Origin of the sequence: Winogradskyella arenosi (assembly GCF_003337305.1) — a bacterium.
GTDB lineage: Bacteria > Bacteroidota > Bacteroidia > Flavobacteriales > Flavobacteriaceae > Winogradskyella > Winogradskyella arenosi.
Map to the genome: position 1 here is coordinate 106,681 of NZ_QPJO01000004.1, position 22,525 is coordinate 129,205.

18 protein-coding genes are annotated in these 22,525 nt (G+C 36.8%); 8 read left to right on the top strand and 10 right to left on the bottom strand.

The window, feature by feature from the left end; all coding sequences use genetic code 11:
* The 3 genes from DFQ08_RS16385 (at position 1) to DFQ08_RS12020 (ending at position 2,967) form a co-directional block, all read left to right on the top strand.
* Positions 1-126: a hypothetical protein gene (locus tag DFQ08_RS16385; RefSeq protein WP_262508884.1), complete on the top strand. Its 126-nt coding sequence runs from the start codon at positions 1-3 to the stop codon at positions 124-126.
* Between the two features lie 46 nt (positions 127-172).
* The gene (locus tag DFQ08_RS12015) at positions 173-1,669 is read left to right on the top strand and encodes a mannitol dehydrogenase family protein (protein ID WP_114310270.1); all 1,497 of its coding nucleotides are present in this window, start codon (positions 173-175) and stop codon (positions 1,667-1,669) included.
* A 293-nt stretch (positions 1,670-1,962) separates the two neighbouring features.
* On the top strand, positions 1,963-2,967 hold the full coding sequence (locus tag DFQ08_RS12020; protein WP_114310271.1) for an LLM class flavin-dependent oxidoreductase: 1,005 nt from the start codon (positions 1,963-1,965) through the stop codon (positions 2,965-2,967).
* A 74-nt stretch (positions 2,968-3,041) separates the two neighbouring features.
* Here the strand turns inward: DFQ08_RS12020 and DFQ08_RS12025 are convergent, their stop codons facing one another.
* Complete coding sequence (locus tag DFQ08_RS12025) at positions 3,042-3,929, bottom strand: outer membrane beta-barrel protein (RefSeq protein WP_114310272.1); 888 nt, start codon at positions 3,927-3,929, stop codon at positions 3,042-3,044.
* Between the two features lie 531 nt (positions 3,930-4,460).
* Between DFQ08_RS12025 and DFQ08_RS12030 the strand changes: the two genes are divergently transcribed.
* Complete coding sequence (locus DFQ08_RS12030) at positions 4,461-6,257, top strand: AMP-dependent synthetase/ligase (protein ID WP_114310505.1); 1,797 nt, start codon at positions 4,461-4,463, stop codon at positions 6,255-6,257.
* Positions 6,258-6,529: 272 nt separating this feature from the next.
* On the opposite strand, the gene DFQ08_RS16345 is transcribed toward DFQ08_RS12030, so the two are convergent.
* Positions 6,530-6,676, bottom strand: a complete 147-nt coding sequence (locus tag DFQ08_RS16345) for a hypothetical protein (RefSeq protein WP_245935432.1) — start codon at positions 6,674-6,676, stop codon at positions 6,530-6,532.
* Positions 6,677-7,132: 456 nt separating this feature from the next.
* On the opposite strand from DFQ08_RS16345, the gene DFQ08_RS12040 reads away from it, so the two are divergent.
* The 3 genes from DFQ08_RS12040 to DFQ08_RS12050 are packed head-to-tail and all read left to right on the top strand — an operon-like array spanning position 7,133 to position 11,238.
* Entirely contained in the window at positions 7,133-8,851 is a 1,719-nt protein-coding gene (locus tag DFQ08_RS12040; protein ID WP_114310273.1) for a purine-cytosine permease family protein, read from the top strand.
* Positions 8,852-8,853: 2 nt separating this feature from the next.
* A complete protein-coding gene (locus DFQ08_RS12045) occupies positions 8,854-10,353 on the top strand; it encodes a mannitol dehydrogenase family protein (RefSeq protein WP_114310274.1) in 1,500 nt (499 codons plus the stop codon).
* Entirely contained in the window at positions 10,354-11,238 is an 885-nt protein-coding gene (locus DFQ08_RS12050; protein WP_114310275.1) for a carbohydrate kinase family protein, read from the top strand.
* 91 nt (positions 11,239-11,329) lie between these two features.
* On the opposite strand, the gene DFQ08_RS12055 is transcribed toward DFQ08_RS12050, so the two are convergent.
* The 6 genes from DFQ08_RS12055 to DFQ08_RS12080 form a co-directional block, all read right to left on the bottom strand.
* Positions 11,330-11,968: a Pycsar system effector family protein gene (locus DFQ08_RS12055; RefSeq protein WP_114310276.1), complete on the bottom strand. Its 639-nt coding sequence runs from the start codon at positions 11,966-11,968 to the stop codon at positions 11,330-11,332.
* A gap of 29 nt (positions 11,969-11,997) precedes the next feature.
* Positions 11,998-12,744, bottom strand: a complete 747-nt coding sequence (locus DFQ08_RS12060; protein ID WP_114310277.1) for a hypothetical protein — start codon at positions 12,742-12,744, stop codon at positions 11,998-12,000.
* 23 nt (positions 12,745-12,767) lie between these two features.
* A complete protein-coding gene (locus DFQ08_RS12065; RefSeq protein WP_114310278.1) occupies positions 12,768-16,286 on the bottom strand; it encodes a metallophosphatase in 3,519 nt (1,172 codons plus the stop codon).
* Between the two features lies 1 nt (position 16,287).
* Positions 16,288-16,668 (bottom strand): hypothetical protein, encoded by a 381-nt coding sequence (locus DFQ08_RS12070; protein ID WP_114310279.1) that lies wholly within the window; start codon positions 16,666-16,668, stop codon positions 16,288-16,290.
* 203 nt (positions 16,669-16,871) lie between these two features.
* Positions 16,872-18,575 (bottom strand): CRTAC1 family protein, encoded by a 1,704-nt coding sequence (locus DFQ08_RS12075; RefSeq protein ID WP_114310280.1) that lies wholly within the window; start codon positions 18,573-18,575, stop codon positions 16,872-16,874.
* Positions 18,562-19,221: a DUF6796 family protein gene (locus DFQ08_RS12080; RefSeq protein ID WP_114310281.1), complete on the bottom strand. Its 660-nt coding sequence runs from the start codon at positions 19,219-19,221 to the stop codon at positions 18,562-18,564. The genes DFQ08_RS12075 and DFQ08_RS12080 overlap by 14 nt, the downstream gene beginning before the upstream one ends.
* A gap of 278 nt (positions 19,222-19,499) precedes the next feature.
* Between DFQ08_RS12080 and DFQ08_RS12085 the strand changes: the two genes are divergently transcribed.
* Positions 19,500-20,096 carry a DUF6642 family protein gene (locus tag DFQ08_RS12085; protein WP_114310282.1) on the top strand — a complete coding sequence of 199 codons (597 nt, stop codon included), beginning with the start codon at positions 19,500-19,502 and terminating at the stop codon, positions 20,094-20,096.
* Positions 20,097-20,208: 112 nt separating this feature from the next.
* Here DFQ08_RS12085 and DFQ08_RS12090 read toward each other — a convergent pair whose 3' ends face one another.
* Both DFQ08_RS12090 and DFQ08_RS12095 read right to left on the bottom strand, forming a co-directional pair.
* Entirely contained in the window at positions 20,209-20,646 is a 438-nt protein-coding gene (locus tag DFQ08_RS12090; protein ID WP_114310506.1) for a TlpA family protein disulfide reductase, read from the bottom strand.
* 159 nt (positions 20,647-20,805) lie between these two features.
* Positions 20,806-22,458, bottom strand: a complete 1,653-nt coding sequence (locus DFQ08_RS12095) for a collagen-binding domain-containing protein (RefSeq protein ID WP_181858408.1) — start codon at positions 22,456-22,458, stop codon at positions 20,806-20,808.
* Positions 22,459-22,525 lie beyond the last annotated feature (67 nt).

Here is a 22,525-nt window from a genome sequence, read left to right on the forward strand (position 1 = left end):
ATGAAAACAATAGCCGATACCTTCGTTGGTGTTACAAAAATCGCTAAGGCTTCAGGAATTCCTATTTTTATTACGGGTCGTTCTATTAATCCTTTAGCAGAATTAGGAACCACGATGCTGACTTAACCATGGAAAAAGAACCGCCACCAAAATTAATGGAAAAGAAAAATTGATGACAGCTTACACCTTAAAACAAGACCACTTAGACGCGATATCGGAACATATATCGATCCCTAAATATCAAAGACGTCAACTAAAAACGGGCATTGTCCATATTGGTATTGGCGATTTCCATCGTGGACATCAAGCCTATTACACGGATCAATTATTACACGACACCTCAATTACAGACTGGGGCATCTGCGGAGTAGCCTTATTGCCATCAGATATTAAAATATATAAGGCGCTTAAAAAGCAAGATGGCCTATATACGTTAATGGTAAAAGAATTTGATGGCGCACTCACTAAACGGGTCATTGGTTCTATTACGGAAGTTTTATTCGCTCCAGAAAATCCAAGTAAAGTCATAAAAAAGATGGCCAGTAGTGCCGTTAAAATTATCACCCTAACCATTACAGAGCGTGGCTACAACTACAATGAAGTCACCAAAGCTTTTGACGATCAAAACCCCAATATACGCCACGATATTGCCAATCCACTAATGCCTAAAACGGTGTTTGGTTATCTTACGCAGGCTTTAAAACTTAGAAAAGAAAAAGGCGCTAAAGGGGTAACCATTCAATCTTGCGATAATATCCAAAGGAATGGTCATATGGCTAAGAATATGCTTTTAAGCTATGTAAGACTTGCAGAACCTTCCTTAGTGTCATGGATTGAAACTCATGTTTCGTTTCCTAATAGTATGGTAGACCGTATAACACCAACAACAACAGCTTCAGATATTGCAATTTTAAAAGCCACCACAAACATTAAAGACACATGTCCAGTGGTATGTGAACCTTTTAAGCAATGGGTTATTGAAGATGATTTTGTTAATGGTCGCCCACTTTGGGATGCTGTTGCGGCTCGATTTGTAGAGGATATTGTGCCCTATGAAAAAATGAAATTAAGCCTATTAAATGCGGGTCATACCGTACTCGGCATTTTAGGAGCCTTATTAAGTTACAAGACTATTGATGAAGCCGTACATGATGAAGATCTCCGTACTTTTCTAGAACAGTATATGGATCATGAAGTCAGCCCAACCTTATCCGATTTAAAAGGTGTGGACCTAGAGCATTATAAAGCTTCTTTATTACAGCGCTTCGGAAATGTTAGTATTAAAGATCAAATTGACCGTATTTGTTCTGAAAGCGCTTCTAAAATTCCAATTTTTGTTTTACCGACCATTACCGCTAATTTAGAATCTGAAGGGCAAATTAAATGTGCCGCCCTTTTAATTGCTGGGTTTGCCATCTATAGTTTAGGTAGAAATGAACAAGGAAAGTCCCTCAACATAAAAGATGCTATGGAGGCCACTTTAAGGAAGAAAGCTGCCCAAGCAGCAAACGGACAACCGGAAGCCTTCTTAGAGATTGAATCCGTTTTTGGATTATTGAAATCGTCACCCTCGTTTGTAAGCGCTTACACCAAAGCTTATAACACCTTAAGAACCTCAGGAGTTAAGGCCTGTATTAAAACCTATACCAATAACCGTATCAATTGCTAATTCCCCTATATTTATAATAGCAATTCTTCGAAGGTTTATGGCGAAAGTCATAAACCTTTTTTTTGTTTTTATCGTGAAGCCATCCAGTGCAGAGAAGTTGTCTTTATAGTTTTTAAATGACTATCCTGCATTTATTTTCATTTGTAAACAAAAGTTTAACTTAATAAAGCTATAAGTTGATTTTTGGCTTTGTAAATTTACATTTTGAAAGGCCACTTTACATTAGGATTCAGCCTTAAAAAAGGCCTTCAGCAATCACAATTATTATCAGTAAAAATTTATATACCCCATTAATGAATACCCAACCCATAGCTTATTCTATCTTAGATCTGGCATTAGTTTCTGAAGGTCATTCTCTAAAACAAACCTTTAGCAATGCTTTAAAATTAGCGCAATATGCTGAAACTTATGGCTACACCAGATATTGGTTAGCAGAGCACCATAATGCGGAAAACATTGCGAGTAATGCCACCTCAATTTTAATTGGTTATATTGCGCAAGGCACACAAACGATTCGTGTGGGTTCTGGTGGAATTATGCTTCCTAATCATTCACCTTTAATTATAGCCGAACAATTTGGTACTTTAGGAAGTCTTTATCCACAACGTATAGATTTAGGCTTAGGAAGAGCACCAGGGACGGACCGCGAAACTGCTGAAGCCATCCGATCTGATTTTATGAAAGCTGCGCATTCATTCCCAAATGAAGTTAGTAAAATACAAACCTATTTTTCAACGCAAAACGAAGATGCTAAAGTAAGAGCGACTATTGCTGAAGGGGTAGAGGTGCCTTTGTATATTTTAGGCTCAAGTACTGATAGTGCGCATTTGGCCGCCCAAAAAGGACTTCCTTATGCTTTTGCCAGTCATTTTGCAACAACGCATTTATTTGAAGCCATTGAAACCTACCGTAAAGAGTTTCAGCCTTCAGAAGAGTTAGAAACACCATACGTCATCGCAGGTGTTAATATTATTATTGCTGAAACTGATGAAGATGCCCAACGTTTAGCCACCTCATTGATCCGCATGATTGTTGGTATTTTTACCGGCCGACGTGCCAAGGTGCAACCACCAACGGAAATGACCGAAGACCTTAAAGATATTATGCGCAATCCTCAGGTACATCAAATGCTGAAATATTCTTTTATAGGAAGTAAAGCCACCGTAAAAGCGCAGGTTAAAGAATTTTTAGACCAAACCAAAGCGGACGAACTTATTGCCGTTACGCATATTTACGATATTGACAGTCGCATACGATCAGCAGAGTTATTCGCAGAAATTATGACTGAATTACAGTAAAAATAAAGCCTAAAAAAACTCCTATGAATAACATAGGAGTTTTTTTATAAGCTACTGTAAAATACTTTTCTGACTTACATCATCTTGTTTGACGCAGCACGCTTAAACTTATAGGTAATCCCAAAGTTAATTCCGAAAGAAGAGTAAGGTACTTTTACCGCTAATTCTTTAGAATCATCTGCATTTGTATTAGACAATTCATCGACATAAGTGGTGGTTCTGTTTGTTCCTGCTGGTAAATTATCTAAAGAATAAAACCCAGCTATGGCAACCGTACCATCAGTCCTTACCACATCAGTGTTCCATTCAGTAATTTCAGAATCTTTACGTTTTAAACTGATCCCATAATATTCAGCTTCAGCAAAAACACTAAAATTATCATTTAAAGGATATTCATAACCAATTGCTGCTACAAAACCTAAAGGAAATTGACCATGGTAATCTTCAACATAGTTCGTTTCAAAAGTTGATCCAGACTCAATCTCTGTCCCATATGCTTGCGACAAACCTGCTGCTTGCTCATCACTCATCACAGCATTTTGATACGCTACAGCTTCTGTTTTTCCGCCTAACTTTACTAAAGCTCCTAAACGTGCGTACACATTATCATTAAATTTATATACGACAGATAAAGCAGCTCCAAAAGCACGTGCTCTAGCCACGGCATCAACTTCTAAACCTGGTACATTTACTTCAGAAACAGTTTGATCAGAACCGTGTAAATATCCCACACTTAGGTCAGCACCAATATGGTCATTAAAAAAATAGGTTCCTCTAATTTGTCCATTAAAACCCTCACCGTAACTTCCGTAAGTATTTTCGGTTTGAGATACAGATACTTTTTCTCCAATTTTCATCCCCGCACTTCCAATAGCATACCCGCCACTAGCAGAAATTTGAAATTGAGCATAAGACACGCTGCCTATTAAAAGTGCAGCTAATACTGTAATTGTTTGTTTCATTGATGTTGTTTTTTTAAAGTTATTACGATTTTAAAACCGTCCTAGTTTTAAATCGATGGCAAATATAATTGTTTAATAATGTTGAATTGTTAAAATCTCACATTAATATTAACGATAATCGAATTTTTAAGCCAAAAAATAAACATTCTTATGAATTCCAAATGCCATGAACCACTTCTAAAAAAGAAAAACACACGGCACTAAACCATCTTAAATACAAAAAAACATACGATAAATACTACATTTCCAAACCCTTACAAGTCTATTTGTTCTAAGCAAAATACATCACAGGACCATCACCACACCTAAAGATGGTCAACACAAGCCTGTTACACCAAAAAATTTGAGGTCTAAAAAATTGAAGCTTGTTTTAAGGTATAGATTAAGGATGGGATCCAAAATTCACCCAATTTCACATATTAAATACTAAAACAGCCTTAGTATTTATAAGCAATACCGTACAAATAGTCGTATCTTAGCAGCCTTTAATTGAGGCGAAATTCCTCAATGAAACTCAGTAATATTAAGAGAATGAATTACAAGCATTTAGTTGAAGAACTCAAGGAGAACAGTCAACGTTTTCAAAATAAAAACGCGGTTTACGCTAAAAACGATCAAAACAACACCTGGGAAGGTATGTCTTGGTTACATTTTGAAACTCAGGTTGAGCGTCTTTCTAAAGCCTTAATTCATTACGGTATTAACGTGCAACAGAATGTGGCTATTTTTTCTGAAAATATGCCGAACTGGATTATTGCAGATGCCGCTATTATGCGAGTTAGAGCTGTGAGTATTCCTATTTACGCCACAAATTCTAAAAAAGAGGTTGAATATGTTATTAATGACGCTGAAGTATCGCTTCTTTTTGTTGGAAACCAGAATGAATTTGATAAAGCCTTTGAACTTTTACAAACCTCTGAGTATTTAAAGGGGATTGTAGCCTTAACAAAATCCATTCAACTAAAACCTTCTAGCAGTGTTATGCATTTAGACGATTTTATGGCTATTACCCCCACAGAACAGGTAAATATAGAACTTCAAAAACGTTATTACGAACGTGATTTTGAAGATTTAGCCAGTATTATATATACCTCCGGAACAACTGGAGAACCAAAAGGGGTAATGTTAGATTATCATAATTTTGGAGGTGCATTAGCCGCACATGATTACGAGTTAGACCTTACCGAAAAAGACACGTCTCTTAGTTTTTTACCCTTAAGTCATATCTACGAACGTAGTTGGGCTTTCTTTTGTTTAAAGAAAGGTATTGAGGTGTACTTTAACCAAGATCCTAAAAAAATTGTAGATGTCATTAAAGAAGTGAAACCTACAGTAATGTGTACAGTGCCTAGAATATTTGAAAAAATATTTGCCGCTATACAAGACAAAAGAAAAGAAGCGTCTCCTACAAAAATGAAATTAGCCAGCTGGGCCTTAGGTGTAGGAAACAACTATTACAATAAACACAAACGCTTAGGGAAATCTATTCCTTTAGGCTTACAATTAAAACTTAAAATTGCCGACAAACTGGTGTTAAGTAAATTACGCGAGGTCTTTGGCGGTAACATTAAATTTATGCCTTGTGGAGGTGCACCTTTAGTGGCCGATTTGGTATCGTTTTTTCATTCCTTCGGACTTAATATAAAATGTGGTTATGGCTTAACCGAAACTACAGCAACAGCAACACTTTTTGGAGACACACATTTTGAATTTAATTCCGCAGGCCAACCCCTTAAAGGTACCCAAATTAAAATTGGTGCTAATAACGAGATCTTAGTAAAAGGTCCTGGGGTAATGAAAGGCTATTATAAAAAACCTTTAGAAACCGCTAAAGTGTTTGAAGACGGTTGGTTTAAAACAGGTGACGCCGGAAAACTAGACCACAAAGGCAACCTTATTATTACAGACCGTATTAAGGATCTTATGAAAACGTCTGGAGGAAAGTACATTGCCCCTCAAAAGCTTGAAAACGCCTTAATTACCGATTCTTTTATTGAGCAAATCGCTGTTATTGGCGATCAGCAGAAATATGTTACGGCCTTAGCAGTGCCTAGCTTTGAGAACTTAAAAAAATATGCCTTAGAGCATAAAATAAGTTTTCAGGACGTTGAGGACCTAATCAGTCACAACCAAATTATAACGCTTTTCGAAAAACGTTTTGAAGACCTTCAGAAGGAATTTTCTAAGTTTGAAAAGATTAAAAAGTTCACCTTATTACCAAAAGAGTTTACTATTGAAACGGGAGAAATTACCGCTACCTTAAAATTAAAACGAAAGGTTATTCAGCATAAATATCAAGAACTTATTGATAAGATGTATTCTGAATAAATGTAATTCCAATCGCACTTAAACATTCAATTTTAAGTGTCATTATTTTCGTCATGATTCCATAAATAGGAGTGAAGGGACCTTCATTGGTTTCTACTAGCACGTAGAGACTAATTAAATCGTTTTTTAAACCACTTTGTTATAGACGGCTCTACCAAACCTATAGAGTTCCGCTATTTTTTTCAGAACCCCAATTGGTTTTTCATCTAGAGGAATAATGTATTTTTTTTATGAATTAGCATTCGTCTAAAATTTCGATTATTAAAATCTATTCATATCAACTTGTACAAGTCTTGCACCTCGTTCATCGTAAACTTATCTAAAGTTTCTGATTTACTGAGGCATTCTACTACAAGCACATCATCATCATCAGCTACAACGTCCTCGTAATCTTTAAGAGTTAAATAACGTGGTATCAACAAATCATTTCAAGATTTCGAACTAGTGTCATACCCAAACACTACACAATCTACTGACAAATTTGATCTATGTTTCTATTTCCACAACACAATTCAATTACAACAATAAAACCTTATTCTTGAGCACATCTAAACTATGATAAACATCATTAAACGTCATATTTACATTAATAATCATTAACACTTTAGCTTCCTTAAAAATATGTATTTATCAATATAGTATAGTTAATAAGTAATTTAACACACATTTTCTCCTCAAAAACGACAATTTCTTATTTTTTTGCAATACATTTGAAAAAACAAACGTAATTATGACGTTTATAATATAAGCGTCGACCGAATTGTAATTTTCATACGATAACAAATTCCATTAATGTGAATTTTAAGCGTTAGCCATAACACTTAAACTGTTGAAAACGTGAATTACAATACCTTAAGATCATAAAAAGCGATATTATGAATGGAACCAATGACTTTCAGCAGTTCAAAAACTTAAAAGAAGAACAATTACCAATTGCAAAAAACAGATTGCACAATTGGACACATTTTGCAGGTATCTATGCGGCAGAACATGTAGCCGCAACAGAATTTGTTATTGGTGCTACCTTTGTAGCCTTAGGGGCTTCAACAAAAGATATTTTATTAGGCTTACTAATTGGTAATATACTAGCGGTTTTAAGTTGGACCTTTATTACATCGCCAATTGCAGTAGACACACGGTTAAGCCTCTATACCTACCTCAATAAAATAGCTGGCGATTCTATGACCAAACTCTATAATTGGGCTAATGTGATTATTTTTACCGTGATTTCCGCAGCAATGATTACCGTATCCGCAACAGCGGTGCGCTTTGCGTTTAATATTCCGCCACAATTAAATTGGTATCCGACCAATCCTTGGTTTGTACTTATTGTATTAATTGTTGGCTCTGTTGTGGTTTCTATTGCTATTTATGGCTTTAAAGCGGTATCTGAGTTTGCTGGTATTTGTGCCCCTTGGTTATTTGTCATGTTTACTTGTGGCGCCTTTGTGCTTTTACCTGCTTTGTCTTTAGAAGTTTTAGACAAAACCATTCCTAGCGGATGGAGCGATTTTATTGCCTTAGGTAACCAATCGATATGGACCGGCATTAATAGTGAAGGAGAAGCAGGGATCGGTTTAACAGAAGTTATCGGATTTGCTTGGGCAGCGAACACCATTACACACTTTGGACTTATAGATATGGCCTTATTTCGTTTTTCTAAAAAGAAATCTTACGGATTAGCAACGAGTACAGGGATGATGTTTGGACACTACGTCGCTTGGATTTCTGCCGGAATTATGGGGGCAGGAGCAGCAGTAATCATTGGAAAATCTATCGTAGAACTCGATCCAGGTGATGTTGCCTATTACGCTTTAGGATGGTCTGGTTTTGTAATTGTTATTGTAGCGGGGTGGACCACAGCAGTGGCTAACCTTTATCGTGCTGGTTTAGCCGCACAGGCCATATTTAAAAACCATTCTCGTAAAAAAACAACCATTGTTGTTGGCTTAGTTACTATGGCGGTCGCTTGTTTCCCTTTTGTATTTTCTCAAATCTTACCGTTATTAACTTACGCAGGACTTTTAGTAGTGCCAGTAGGGGCTATTGTATTTGCAGAGCATCAAATATTCCCACGCATTGGCTACACGAGGTACTGGTCACATTACCGCCAATTAACTTTTAGCACGCCTGCAGTTGCCTCATGGGGATTAGGACTGGTCTTTGGTTTTGGCCTCAACGCTTTAAATGTGATGTCGTTCTTTTATCTGTTTTTACCAACTTGGGTATTCACCATCATTATTTATACCATTTTAGCAGGGAAATATGGCGCTAAAGACAACTATCCTGAAGCTGAAGAAAAAGAAAGATTACGCAACATAAACATCGCTAAATTTCAAGAACAAAAAGCAGAGCAAGAAACAGTTCCTGTAATAGACCACTCCATATTTACTAAAGTATTACGCATCGTTTCTTTATTAGCTTTAATTATTACTGTTGTTTTAGGGAGCAGGGTCTTATTTGGAAGTGCAAACGAAGAGATCTACATCCAAAACAGAGAACAATTCTATACCTACGCCTTCATTTGTACAATGACTTATTTTATAACTGCGTATTGGGCGCTTAAACGCGGAAAATCGAAAAACATCTCATAATCATGAAAAATATAATCAAACTTAATCAAAAGAATTTAGCTGAAATTTCTAAAGAGATTCCTACTCCAACTTACAATAGAAGTCAATTAAAAACAGGTATTGTTCATGTTGGCATTGGAGGTTTTCACAGAGCTCATGAAGCATTTTATACCGATCAATTATTACAAGATGAATCCATTACGGATTGGGGGATTTGCGGGGTCGCTTTATTGGATTTCGACACCAAAATCTACAACACCTTAAAGGAACAAGATGGTTTATATACTTTAATCATTAAAGAACTCGATGGTACGCATACCAAACGTGTTATTGGAGCGATTACAGATTATTTATTTGCTCCTGAAAACCCAGGTAAGGTTATAGAGAAAATGGCAAGTCCTGATGTTAAAATCATATCATTAACCATCACAGAAGGAGGTTATAATTATAATGAAGCCACTCAAGAATTCGATTTTAGTAATCCTTTAATTCAACACGACTTAAAACACCCACAAGCGCCTAAAACTATTTTTGGGTACTTAACACAAGCTTTAAAACTAAGAAAAGAGCGCAGCTTAAAAGGTTGTACCATTCAATCTTGCGATAATATCCAAGGTAACGGACACATGACCAAGAGAATGTTAATGAGCTATGTACAAACTGCTGAACCTGAATTAACAGATTGGATTGAGACTAACGTGTCGTTTCCAAATGCTATGGTAGACCGTATTACGCCGGCAACATCAGCTTTAGATATTGAAACACTAAAACAAACTTCAGGCATTGATGATGCTTGGCCTGTGGTTTGCGAACCGTTTAAACAATGGGTTATTGAAGATGATTTTATCGCCGGAAGACCTGCTTGGGAAACCGTGGGTGCACAGTTTGTAAAAGATGTAGTGCCTTACGAAAAAATGAAATTAAGCTTACTTAATGCAGGACACTCCGTATTAGGTATTCTCGGTGCTTTATATGGTTATTCTACTATAGATGAAGCAGCTAGTAATGCCGATATCAGTTCGTTTTTACGAATTTATATGGGGAATGAAGTGACCCCAACTTTAGGAGACCTAGAGGGGGTGAATTTAAAAAATTATAAATTTTCTCTTATACAACGTTTCGGAAATACTTATATTAAAGATCAAATTGAAAGAATCTGCTCTCAGAGCTCAGCTAAAATACCGATCTTTATTTTACCAACGGTGTATAAACAATTAGAACAAAAAGGAAGCATCAATCATGCGGCTTTTATCATTGCTGCGTTTGCGATTTATAGCTTAGGACAAAATGAATTCGGTACACAACTCATTATTAAAGATGCTATGGAAGCCGAGCTAAACGAAAAAGCTATTGCTTCTCAAAATAACCCAACCGCATTTTTAGAATTAGAAAGCATTTTCGGAACCCTTAAAAACGATGAGACCTTTGTAAAAGCATACAATGAAGCTTATCTAAATATTGTTCAAAATGGTATTGAGAAATCCGTTAAGGACATTAATAGTAACGTTTTAAACGACATCTAAATGAAAAATATAGTTTGCTTTGGCGAAGTGTTATGGGATGTTTTCCCTACACATAAAAAGATAGGAGGAGCGCCTTTAAATGTGGCGTTACGCTTGCAATCTTTAGACAACAACGTATCTATCATTACCAGAATAGGAGCGGACACTAAAGGTACTGAAATTGCTAATTTCATTAAGGATCACGGCGTGAATACTGAAAACATTCAAATTGATGATATTTTAGAAACAGGAGCGGTTGATGTCATTTTAGACAAAACAGGATCTGCAACATACACCATTAACCATAACCGTGCTTGGGATAATCTGCAAGTCACAGACACCGCTTTACAAGCCACTAAACAAGCCGATGCTTTTATATTTGGGAGTTTAGTCGCTAGAGATCATACGTCGCGCACCACCTTATTTAATTTATTAGAAGTCGCAAATTATAAAATCTTAGATATTAATTTAAGAGCACCACATTACACCAATGCTGTCTTAAAAGAATTGATGACTGTGGCCGATTTTATAAAATTTAATGACGATGAGATTTTTGAAATTGCCGATTCAATGCATTTCAAATCAGAGCACCTAGAAGAGACTATACGTTTTATCGCTAAACAAACGGGCACAGCAAGTATATGCGTTACAAAAGGTAGTCATGGCGCCGTTTTATATTATAATGAAACGTTTTATCACAATAAAGGGTACCACGTTAAAGTCGCAGATACCGTAGGCGCTGGGGATTCTTTTTTAGCAGCAATTATCAATAAATTACTCAAAAAAAATAGTCCACAAGACGCCTTAGATTTTGCTTGTGCTATGGGTGCTTTAGTAGCCAGTAGCGAAGGGGCGAACCCTAAAATTGAAACCGAAACGGTACATCAATTTATGGAGCAAAGCTAGACGATAAGTCAACTTAGTGATGTCTTTTTATCATCACACTATAATGTACAAATAGCTTACTAACAAAACACAGGATGCGTTAGTAAGCTATTTACATTAGCCCTCCAAAAAAAACATGACACCCTACAAAGGCGACTACGGATAAAATAATACCAATCAGAAAGATATGAAACGATTTGCGTAGCAACTTAAATTTGCGATCTATCGTTTTCCCTAAATGATAGGTATCTTTAGCTATGGTTCTATAAAGTTCGTCCCCTTCATTCATTAAGTTGGTAATACTGTCTATATAGGCGTCTTCTTCCATGTCTTGAAAGTTACCGTAAAACATTAAGTTTTTAGCATCACTTTTGCCGTGTACAAGTTCTGGACGTGTAGCAAAAACAGCAAAAGTAATCGAAGCTAAATTGGTCACTAAAATCATGATTATCGGATAAATAAGATGGGGGTCATTATGCAATTGCCCCATAACGGTTCCTAATATCAACGATAAAATTAGAGCATTTATAGATATCAAAATGTTAGATTTTGTATCTATCATGGTATTTAAGGTGTACTGATTTTTAGACAGCAGTTTAAATAAAGTTTCCACACCTCTTTCAGACCTTGGTGCAACTTTAGCCAATTTCTTTTTTAATTGCTTTAAGGCATCTTTATCAATATTTAACTCTGCCATTAAATACTTGTCTTCTGCTTTTTCTTTTAATTTGTCTTTTGATTTATCTGCCATCCTTCACAAGGTTAAATTTAGATTATTCTTTAGCTATTTTTTAAATGACTAATAGCGTCTTCAAAAAAGGCTATGCCTTCTGATGCTGTTACAGTATCTGCTTTCAACACAGCACCTACAAAATCCCCCGATTTCCACACCCCTGATGATAATACCGGCAACGTAGAAGTCGCTATTTTTTGTCCGTTTTTGTAGCCTGAAATGTATAAATAATGGGTGTTACATATCGCATCTGGAATGGCTAAACCTAAGCCAAGCGTTATATCAGAATCGGGTAGGGTACTGTAAATCCCTGAATCAAAGTGATGTGGCCAAACTCTAATTGCTCCCTCTAAGCCATAGTCTTTATCGACCTGCTTAAGTACCAATTGCGCCATAACGCGTAGGGCTTTTAACGCCATTAATTGGTCGAAATCTAAAAGTTGAAACGTAAAAGTAGCATCTATGGCATAAGGTAACTCATAGTGAAACTTATAGTGGTAGGTTTTATTTAAACGGGTTGTAGCCGCATGGTTCAACCAACTTAAGACTTCGGTGTGCATAGCACCATCCAATTCAAAAACAACAGTATCGTTGTCGTTTGATTTCCATTCTAAGGTAAACCGATTGTAATTTAAAGACAATTGATCGCCTTGGTCTGAAAGTACATGAGTACTCAGACCGCCGTTTTTAATTTCGAAGCCTAAATTTGTATGACTATCGTCTAGTTTTTTATCTAAAAAACTGATTCCTGCTGCAGCTAAATACTGAGCCGCTAAATGCATTTGTTTTTCCATAAGTTTATCGTATTCATTACTATTTAAAAGGCAAAGCCTAGCACAAAAGCAATTCTACCGCCATCACTGCTGCCATAATAGCCTACGTTAGCGGTAAAGGATTCTAAGCCACTGACCCAAAAAGAGCCTCCAACACTGTTATGCCATTTATCTGAAGCATCATCTTCTATCCAAACACGCCCATAATCAAAACCTCCTGTTATACCGTATTTTAATGGAATAAAACTAGTTTTTAACTTTCCTAATAGCAATCTTAAATCGGTGGTATGATACGCGCTATATTGTCCTGAAAAACGTTCTTTTCTAAAACCACGTAAATTATCACCACCACCTAATTGTGCGGCGTGGTACAGTTCAAAATCATCAGCAAAAATAGCTTCACCACCTAATTTTGTAGCTAAAACTAAGCTGGCACTTTTATTTAAGCGGTGGTTAATCGCTAAATGCGGTTTAAGATAACCAAATTTATTTTCTGTTGCACCACCATCTACATTTGCTTTATACCCTGCGGTAAGTCCCGCATCTAATCCCATAGTAGGGAACGACGCATCATCTCTGTTTTTAAAGCCATAATTAACTTCTGCACCTGCGTAGGTTTGACGATCAAAAAGCGCGGCATTTGAAGGCAAACTATTTATAAACCTATCGGCTACATTTTTAACTTCAAAAGATTCTATTAAGGGTTTAAAGTAGAAAGACCCACCGTCTCTACCATACCATAATAATGCGATAGCCGCATGCCATTCTTTAATACTTACACGGTTAAAGTCAATATCAACTTCATCTTTATCGTAAGTAGTTTCATTTCCGAAGCCAAAAAAGTTTTGTACAAAATTAGGACTGGTATGTTTGGCTTCTACGGCAAAATTCCAATGGTGAAAAATATTAGAAAACTCACCTCTATAAGACACATCGTAACCCGAATTCCCTGTGTAATACGACGCACTTAAACTGTGTTTTGTGGTAAACGGATTGCGTTGTAAACCATAAGTTGTAAAATTATCTACAAACCCAATACGAAACCCATCATCTGGATTGGCCCCTAAGATGGGTAAAAACTGGTTCATGCTATACTTACGTTTTTTATAATCGTAATTATTTATACCATAATCATTTACCAACCACTTCTTAGAGTGTTTGTTTACAATGGTATTGTTCTTATCTTTATAATCGTAAAGCTTTACTTTTTTAGTATTCTCAAAATTATAGGTATCATTTTTCTTTCCTCCAATAATTTTAAGTGTAATAAAATCATCACCTTCTCCAGTGACATTAAACGTATCATTTCCATCCAATCCATAAATCCATATTTCTTTGGTTTCGGCTTTGGTAAATGTTCTTTTAAAGATGTCTAGATCTTTGCGGTGTACTTCTATAGAGGTTTTTCCATTAGGATGTCTTATAATTTCAAAGCGATCGTCTTTCTGTGTTCCGGTAACGACCTGGTGTTTATTGACGTAATTATAATAGGTGCGAGCTATGTTAACAATGTTTCCACGTCGGCCTTTTAGCTTTTGCTTAATCTCTTCTATGGTAGCCCCTTTAACTTCTTCTGGTAAATGCTTAAAGGCGTCTTCTATCACCTGATCTGTAAGACCTGTTTGTAGTGTTTTAGCTTCGGTTTCCCAATCGGCCCAATTGGACTGATTAATAAAGGTCATATCTAGGGGGTAAGGCTCAAAACTGAACCATTTAGGACTTGGTAATTCCGCATCAAACGATTGCATCATACGGATGCTTGGTATTGCACAGCGCAGAAAACCTAATAGACTTCCATCAAAAACAGAAAAAGCCTGGTCCCGATCCCTAGGGATAGGTTTACAAATCTCCGTACCGTCTTCTTTTTCAAACAACGCCCAACGCCATTGGTCTTCATGACGATCCCAATCGCCAATAAGCATATCAAAAAGACGAGCTCTAATGTATGAGGGTTCATCTACAATAGATTTCCCCGATTTATTAATTTCTTGCAACACATCATTGGTACTTAATATGGCTTTAGGTCTTCCGAAACTCTCTAAATCCCGATGTCCAGATTCTACACGTTCTTCAATAATATAAAGTTCATCACCATACTCATCATTATAAGCCCCTAAAGTGGCTTGTTTAGGAATATAGTACAACTCAGGATTGGTATGAAAAATAGACACGGCATCGGCAAGTGTTCCTATCGTTGTTGGGGTGTAGGGGTGTGCTGTGGTATAAAAGTCGAGTAGAAAACGATCTGCAAAACTGCCCTCTAAGTCTTCCTCTACATACTTGTCTTGAAAGGCGGTAGATTGCAAAAACTTAATGGCACTTTTACGTAAAGCACGCATTACGTATTGTTTACCGTCTTTATCCTCTAAGCGTAACGATTTAGATTGATGACCTCCACCACGTCTCACAGGGGTTAAGCCCCCTTTTAAGGTATCTATAAAAGCCACTGGTGCATTTACGGCTTTACTGTAAAATGTTCTGTAATGTTGTCCCCAAAGCCCTTTGTAGGTCTTGCTTTTTTCAGTCTCTTCTGAGGTATATACCGAAGCACTATACGTACTATTAAAACTTGTTTTAGGTTTAAAAGTATAAGTCGCTTCATTATTTAAGGGGGCAATAATGGTGGTGGTATACGGTGTGGTTATCCCTTGAAACGTGACACTAACAGCACCGTCTTTAAAAAGATCAATACGGGCATACCCATTTTCGTTAGCACTAAAATCATTTTCATGTCTTGGATTGGCTTTCTCTATTTTCCCTGCGGCTCCACTTATAATTTGAGGCACACCATAGGTGTTAATGTATTGTAGGTTTTTATCATGACCCGAAACAAAGAAGATGTTTTCCGTTTGCCTAGCCAGAGTTATTAATCGGTTTCTAAATTTTGTGTTTTGCTTATTCTGAAAATCATGTAAAGCCGTACCACCTGTTCTTGCTAATACCCCCTCTTTAGTATTCGAAAAAAGCGCATGGTGCATAGCGACCATTATGGTTTTGCCTTGCGATTTTTTTAGCATACTCTCAAACTCTAAGAAAAACTGAGTGCGGTTTTTAATATCACAATCTTCGTTCAGATAGGTGTGCGTATTCCAATCTTCTAAATACCATTGCGAATCAATAGTGATTAAAACCACAGCATCCGTCAATTCTGTTTTTTTAATAGGGCAACCTTCATCAGGATAGAATTTTGCCTCACTGTTTTTTTGAATAAAGTCTTCTATAGCCTTTACATCTCTATGCCCATTTTTAGCCCATTCATGATGCCCAGGTGTAAAAATCACCTTACCATCAAAAGCTTCTAAAACCGCTAATGGCGAGGTGATATGTGCTTTTGAGGCTTTGTTATAACCTGTTTTAGGTACCACATTACCTAATATGAGTAATTTTGAATCGTCTAAGGTTTTGGCTTCTTCAGTGATTTGTTTTAGCACCGAAGTATCGGTGGTGGTCCCCGTATTTCCTGTGACAAAAACAGAGGTTTCTAATTTTTGTGCTGCAGAAAAATAACTGACGAACAACAGCATTAAAAGCATGCTGATTTTGATGGGTAAATTTGTTTTCATATTATTTTAGATTGTTGTTTTTTAAATGATAAATTTTTAGAAGTATTAAACTGCTAAAAAGCACTAAGGAATAATAACACATAGGTGTGCCAGACGCTGTTTTGGGACATTCTGCATGTCCCGTAAATTGCATAACGGAAGCCACAAGAGCTATACTCCCCGCTAAACCTGTAAATAGAAAATACAGCGCATTTCCTTTTTTTAATAGGTGTGCTGCAAGCGGAACACTAAAACAGATGAAGACCACTAAACACATAGGGATATGTAACAGTTTAGGGCAACCTTCACCCGTTTTAAATTCTTCAACAACTAATGCTCCAGCACCAAATACTCCAATAATGAGGAGTATGAGAATGCTGAAATAGGGTTTCTTTTTTAACATTAGTTTATAATTCTGTTGATGGGGGGGGGGGTAGAAACATTCTGTTCCATTTACAGCAGTGACATTTTTAAGCGCCCTTACAATTTAGACAAAATAAGGTAAGCATCACCATTTAAATTTAAGTCTGTGATGTCATTATCAGTCGTTTACAAAACCAACTACGGTCTTATAAATTGGTAGGAGACTTTAGTTATAAATAGGGTTTACTGGTCTTCAGTAGTGAGCTGACTAACGGTTTCTGTAGCGTCTTCTATAGTTGCTTCTTCTGTTGCTTCATCAATTAAAGCCTTTTCAACTTCCGCTTTTAAATCTAAAATGCCATTAATTTCAGGATGGTCTATAGAAATCTCTTTCGCATTAGCTAACTGAACTTTTACATTTAAAACGCGCGCTGTAGTTCCTAATCCAAATTGAAGCAATGCCGTTTGGTCACTTGCTAAACCTTCTCCTGTTACTAACCATTCCGTAAGTGTTTTATTTGGGGTCGTTACGGTAACTTTAGCACCTTGTACATTAACCGACTCTCCTAAATCAACTTGCAGGTAATTGTGCGTTCCCCCTTTATTGATATAAGCTAAAGCTGGGGAGTCTATATTCACCCAAATCATATCTAAGTACCCATCGTTATTAAAGTCGCTTACTAACGAGGTAATTGCAAAATGAGGATTACTAAGACCACTTTCTGCTTCGGTAGGCGCAAAGGTGCCATCTGCTTTTTGGATAAGCACACGACTCGGTAATTTAAACAACTTGCTAGGTGGGAAGTCCACATAATTTTCGCCCACCATTAAATCTTGTAAGCCGTCGTTATTAAGATCAGCAAAGGTACAGCCCCAAGCAAATTCGTAATCCGCTATTTTAGCCGTTTCAGCCACATCGGTAAATTTAAAATTACCTTGGTTTTCAAATAACATCCATTTGTCTGTAAATAAAGACGTGTCTTTTATATCGCCATGAGCAATTTTATTAGGCAATGTGCTTCCGGTGTTAGAAAACATAAAGTCTGCCCAACCATCATTATTATAATCTCCAACAGCAAGTCCCATTGGGTAAGCAAAACGCTTGGTCATTGGGTTGGCTTTCATAGTAAAGGTTAAGTCGCCATTATTTTTATAAGTACGCACTTCACCTGTATCATGTACCACCACTAAATCTTGCCAAGTATCATTATCGATATCTACAAAAACACCTTGAAATGTATTGTGTACATAGTCTAAGCCAGCCGCTTTGGTAATACTCTTAAAGGTATTATCGCCGTTATTAAGCAACAATTCGCTTGTTGCACCATAATCGTAATCTTCAAAAATATTTTGCCCTTCCATTAATTCCTTTTTGATGTAAGTCGCTAAAAAGATATCCAAATCGCCATCTTTATCAATATCGGCTACCGTAATTCCGGCAGGATTAGATTTCGCATTTACAGGCGTATCTACAAGCACCTCTGTAAAAGAACCATTGGTATTGTAATACAAATGAAGTCCGTCTTCACGACTTAATATAAGATCGGTAAAACCGTTGTTATCAAAATCTGCAGATACCGCTCCAACCGTTGTTGAGGCAGTTCCTTTTTTAGGTAAGTTAACCTTCTTAGAAATGTCTACAAACGCATTATTACGATAAGCAAAAATAGCATCCTCTTGTTCCATTCCGCCTCCAAAGAAGACTTCATCAACGTTGTCATTATTAATATCTATTAAAGCCGAAGGGGCAATAGGTAATGATTTTTTACCTTGATATTGATGTACAAAATCTAAAGTAATAGGCGTAAATTTCGGAATCTCTTTCTCTGAAATACTAATATCGTATTTATCAGAAACAGAGTCGCGCCAGAAAAAGCTCATCATAAATAAAATGAACAAGACTGCGGCAAGGCCTACGAGTTTTAAAAGGTTTTTAATGAGTTTCATAAGTTGTATTTTTTAGTTGGTATAGGGATAATGCAAATAATATAAAGTGAGTAACATTCATTAGTATAGGGAGCATATGCTTCCCAATAGCGGGGATAAGTTGCCCTATAAGCACTAATAAAATAAGAATAACAATAGGGTTAAAAATGGCCATCCCTTTTTTATAATAGGTGCCGCCTTTTAAAATAGTAATGGCAAACACCACTGAAAGGGTTGCGATAATAATCCGCAGGGCTTGTACCAGTATTTCCATATGCTTGGTGTAATGCGCCAATAGATCTTGGTAAACCACAGGGCTCATAGCATCTTGTAGGTGTACAATGTTGCCAATTGAAGCTCTAGAACCAATCCAAACCCCGCCAACTGTAAAAGCCACAAAACCAATAGCCAAAACAAGTTGTGCTAAGGTTTTATTTCCTGGTTTTAACATGCGGTAAATATGGATATAGCCCGCAAAATAAAAGGGAATACCTATAACCGCTAAAAAATGACCAATACTAAGGTGATCTAAGGGAACATCTTTAAAAAAAGCATAAGCCTCAGAATGCTCTAAAATAGAAGGGGAGTAGTGTAAAAAATATTCGCCTAATCCTACAAGAATGGAGGCAAAAAGACCGAAATAGCCTAAAATTTTAGTGCGTTTCATTTGTTTTTTAAAAAGTTGGTTTTCAGTCTGTCGAAGGTTTTTAAAATTCCTTTCAAAAAAATCAATAACGCTATCTTATTGTAATATTACGAGTTATGAAGATGAGCGTGATTATGACATAAAACCTAGATTTTAAAAGGTGTTACGCCTTTTAACCATTATTTACATTTTAAATACGAGTTGTATCAGGTAAAACACAATTTTATACTAAAGCCTTAAACATTTTAAAAGCGTTATTATAATTTTGCACTTTACAAACACCGCCTAAATTTAAAAGCTTGCTAGAAAAACAACAATTACCCCAAGAACAGCTTACAGAAACCGACCACTTTATTTACTGTTTAGAAGGCGTTGATGATGTAGACACGAACCAAGTTACTGACGCACAAGAAAACTTAACGCAATTAGCCTTAAATTATGGCATAGCAAGTATTTACAAAACTTGCGACACTATTGAGGGATTAGAGGACAGCATAAACGCATTAGTGTTAGATGATCATTATTTTAAGGATTATGAAATCATTTATTTGGTAATGCGAGGCGAAGCCAATACCATTTGTTTAAATGACTACTATTATAGCTTTCAGGAAATTGCAGAACTTTTTGAAGGCCGATTAAGCGGAAAGATTTTACATTTTTCTAATGCCAAAACTCTAGATTTAGAAGAGGAAGAAGCCCAGTATTTTTTAGACATTACAGGAGCTAAAGCCGTTTCGGGCTATGGTAATGCCTATAGTGGCATGGCGAGTTCTAACCTGGATAAGGCTTTCTTTAATTTATTTAAAGACGATGATGATATGTTCGAAGTTGTAGAGGAGTTGCACCAAAGACATTATAGCGTCTGCAAACGACTTAATTTTCGACTGTATTATTAGAACGCTTATGTTGTGACTTATTTCAGCATAAAAGACTTAAACAAAGCACCTACACAGCACACCATTAAACCCTGTAAAAAAACACTTTAAAACAAAATACAAGATTTAGTTTTTAGTTTTCCACTAAACTTTCTAGAGCATAGTATAAACGATTCTTAGCATTGGCTTGAGACCCAAAAATAGAACGAAACAACGTACCATCAGCAGTAAGTAAGAGCCATTGTGGAGTCCCTTCAGATTTAAACTGGTCATATACCTGATGATTAGGATCAATATAAATCGGAAACGGAAGCTCACCACTCCTAAAAATGGCTTTAATACTTTCTTCAGTCGCTTCTCTACCTGGGAAGTTAGAATGAATACCAACCACTTGAATTGACGGAAAGGTTTGTTGTAACTCGTACGCCAGCGGAATAGCACGTCCTGTACAACCTAAACATGCGTTGTTATAAATTATCAATACGAGAATCTTATCCTTATAGGCTCGCATGAGATCAACTGCATTTCCCTCTAAATCCAATACTTTAATACTCCCAACAGAATCATTCATATTTAGTAGCGTTTCTAACATTTTTAGATCACAAAATTAAGCTTTTAAGCTTTATAAAAAACAAGCCTTCAACGCGTATAACTTCATATGATACAAAAAAGCCAGTTAGACACGCTGCTCACTGGCTTATTCGAGTTTATAAAACGAAACAAATTTGACTTAATGCGAAATGATACGTTTTACCACAGTACCCTCATCCGTTGTAAAACGAACAAATAACACCGGACTTTCCTTAGAAAACTCCTTTAAACTTATACTAATTATTTCATTTTCAGCATTCATCTCTAAAGGACTTACCACACGTTTTAATACGCGTCCGTTCATGTCAAAAACTTCAATGGTTGCGTTGGTATTTACCGTTGCATGATGACTAAAGTGAACCACATCTTCATAAGGAATAGGGTAGACGTCCACGCTAAATGCACTTCGGTAATACGGTCCGGTTGCACCGCCACCACACACATCACCAAGACCATCGCCATCAAAATCGGCTTGATCAGGATTATAAGTGTAAATGCAATTATCTACACAATCAGCAACACCATCTGCATCGATATCACCAAAACCTTCATCAATAAAGCCATCGCCATTATTATCTATACCATCGCAAATTTCTTCAACTTCAGGTACTTCACAAGCATCACCAATACCGTTGGCATCGACATCTAATTGATCTGGATTTGGGGTCTCAGGACAATTATCTATACAATCCGCAAGACCATCGCCGTCTGTATCTGCAAAATCTTCATCAATAAGGCCATCGCCATTATTATCAATACCATCGCAGATTTCTTCAGCATTAAACGGTGGAAACTCAATAACAGTATCAAACAATAAAGGGTGAACTTCGCCTGAATTCTGCTCAAACGCCGCAACGATAATTTGTCCGTCTATATTAAACTGACTGCGATTATTAAATCGTGCTTTAGGCGCATAAATAGTCCCATACATTTGTGCACCTCCGGTGTATTCTAGTGTAGACTGTACCTCTGCAAAATTATATAGAATATAAGGCGCGTAACTTAAAGGGCTTCCCACGATATTTGGCCAGCTATTTAATGACACAACCTCTGGATTTGCACTAACATCCGTAATATTAATGACCAACGGCGTAGTTGCTGAAGGTACTAGGGTATTGAATTTAATTTCTTGAAGCGCATTGAATTCGGCAGCCGTAAAGTTGATGACGTTAGTAGTTTGAGGCACTAAATCTAACCATAATTTCCCTTGAGCATATGCGTTTAAATTCCAAGACACATTCGAGTCTAAACTTCCGATCTGTGCAGATACGGTTTCAAACGTTGCAAAAGCAGCCTCAAAATCGAGTAGGGGGTCTGCCGTAATAGAACTGGCACTTTGTGATGTAGACAATGAAATATTTGGGGTACTATCGAAATGACCGTCAACAGATGTGATTCTTGTATTTGTAATCACTTGGTTGGGATCCAATTCAAAAATGGTACTTGAAGATAAATCAGCTATCTTTACATAATTATTTTGTAGAATTTGTAAACGTCCTGAAACATAATTCACTTTTCCGTCTACCACAAGAGCAGTCGCTTGAGCGTCTCCGTTGTAATGGTCAACGCCACCAAAGATATTTAGGTTCCCATCGAGTGTGAAATCGCCACCAACGGCCCAAGCCCCTTCAGATTCTGTTTTTACAGCAATAGCTTCGCCAGCGGTAAACACATTAAAGTGAGCTGCTGCTTCCGTGGGATGAATGGGTTGCGTTTGCGCCTCTAAACCTGTGGGGATAAGGCATAGCCACGAAGCCACAACGTAAGAAAAACGTCGTAATTTTAAATCCATAATGTCATATTTGTAGGTTAAGTACAACAAAATTATTAATTTCAGCATATTATACGTGTCGTTCGTC

Excerpts from the sequence above, each read along its gene's own strand:
- DFQ08_RS12060 (WP_114310277.1), bottom strand. The coding sequence starts at position 12,744 with ATGGAAAAACAAATGCATTTAGCGGCTCAGTATTTAGCTGCAGCAGGA.
- DFQ08_RS12045 (WP_114310274.1), top strand. The coding sequence starts at position 8,854 with ATGAAAAATATAATCAAACTTAATCAAAAGAATTTAGCTGAAATTTCT.
- DFQ08_RS12015 (WP_114310270.1), top strand. The coding sequence starts at position 173 with ATGACAGCTTACACCTTAAAACAAGACCACTTAGACGCGATATCGGAA.
- DFQ08_RS12020 (WP_114310271.1), top strand. The coding sequence starts at position 1,963 with ATGAATACCCAACCCATAGCTTATTCTATCTTAGATCTGGCATTAGTT.
- DFQ08_RS12030 (WP_114310505.1), top strand. The coding sequence starts at position 4,461 with ATGAATTACAAGCATTTAGTTGAAGAACTCAAGGAGAACAGTCAACGT.
- DFQ08_RS12090 (WP_114310506.1), bottom strand. The coding sequence starts at position 20,646 with ATGAATGATTCTGTTGGGAGTATTAAAGTATTGGATTTAGAGGGAAAT.
- DFQ08_RS12025 (WP_114310272.1), bottom strand. The coding sequence starts at position 3,929 with ATGAAACAAACAATTACAGTATTAGCTGCACTTTTAATAGGCAGCGTG.
- DFQ08_RS12065 (WP_114310278.1), bottom strand. The coding sequence starts at position 16,286 with ATGAAAACAAATTTACCCATCAAAATCAGCATGCTTTTAATGCTGTTG.
- DFQ08_RS12095 (WP_181858408.1), bottom strand. The coding sequence starts at position 22,458 with ATGGATTTAAAATTACGACGTTTTTCTTACGTTGTGGCTTCGTGGCTA.
- DFQ08_RS12040 (WP_114310273.1), top strand. The coding sequence starts at position 7,133 with ATGAATGGAACCAATGACTTTCAGCAGTTCAAAAACTTAAAAGAAGAA.
- DFQ08_RS12050 (WP_114310275.1), top strand. The coding sequence starts at position 10,354 with ATGAAAAATATAGTTTGCTTTGGCGAAGTGTTATGGGATGTTTTCCCT.
- DFQ08_RS16385 (WP_262508884.1), top strand. The coding sequence starts at position 1 with ATGAAAACAATAGCCGATACCTTCGTTGGTGTTACAAAAATCGCTAAG.
- DFQ08_RS12055 (WP_114310276.1), bottom strand. The coding sequence starts at position 11,968 with ATGGCAGATAAATCAAAAGACAAATTAAAAGAAAAAGCAGAAGACAAG.
- DFQ08_RS12070 (WP_114310279.1), bottom strand. The coding sequence starts at position 16,668 with ATGTTAAAAAAGAAACCCTATTTCAGCATTCTCATACTCCTCATTATT.
- DFQ08_RS12075 (WP_114310280.1), bottom strand. The coding sequence starts at position 18,575 with ATGAAACTCATTAAAAACCTTTTAAAACTCGTAGGCCTTGCCGCAGTC.
- DFQ08_RS12080 (WP_114310281.1), bottom strand. The coding sequence starts at position 19,221 with ATGAAACGCACTAAAATTTTAGGCTATTTCGGTCTTTTTGCCTCCATT.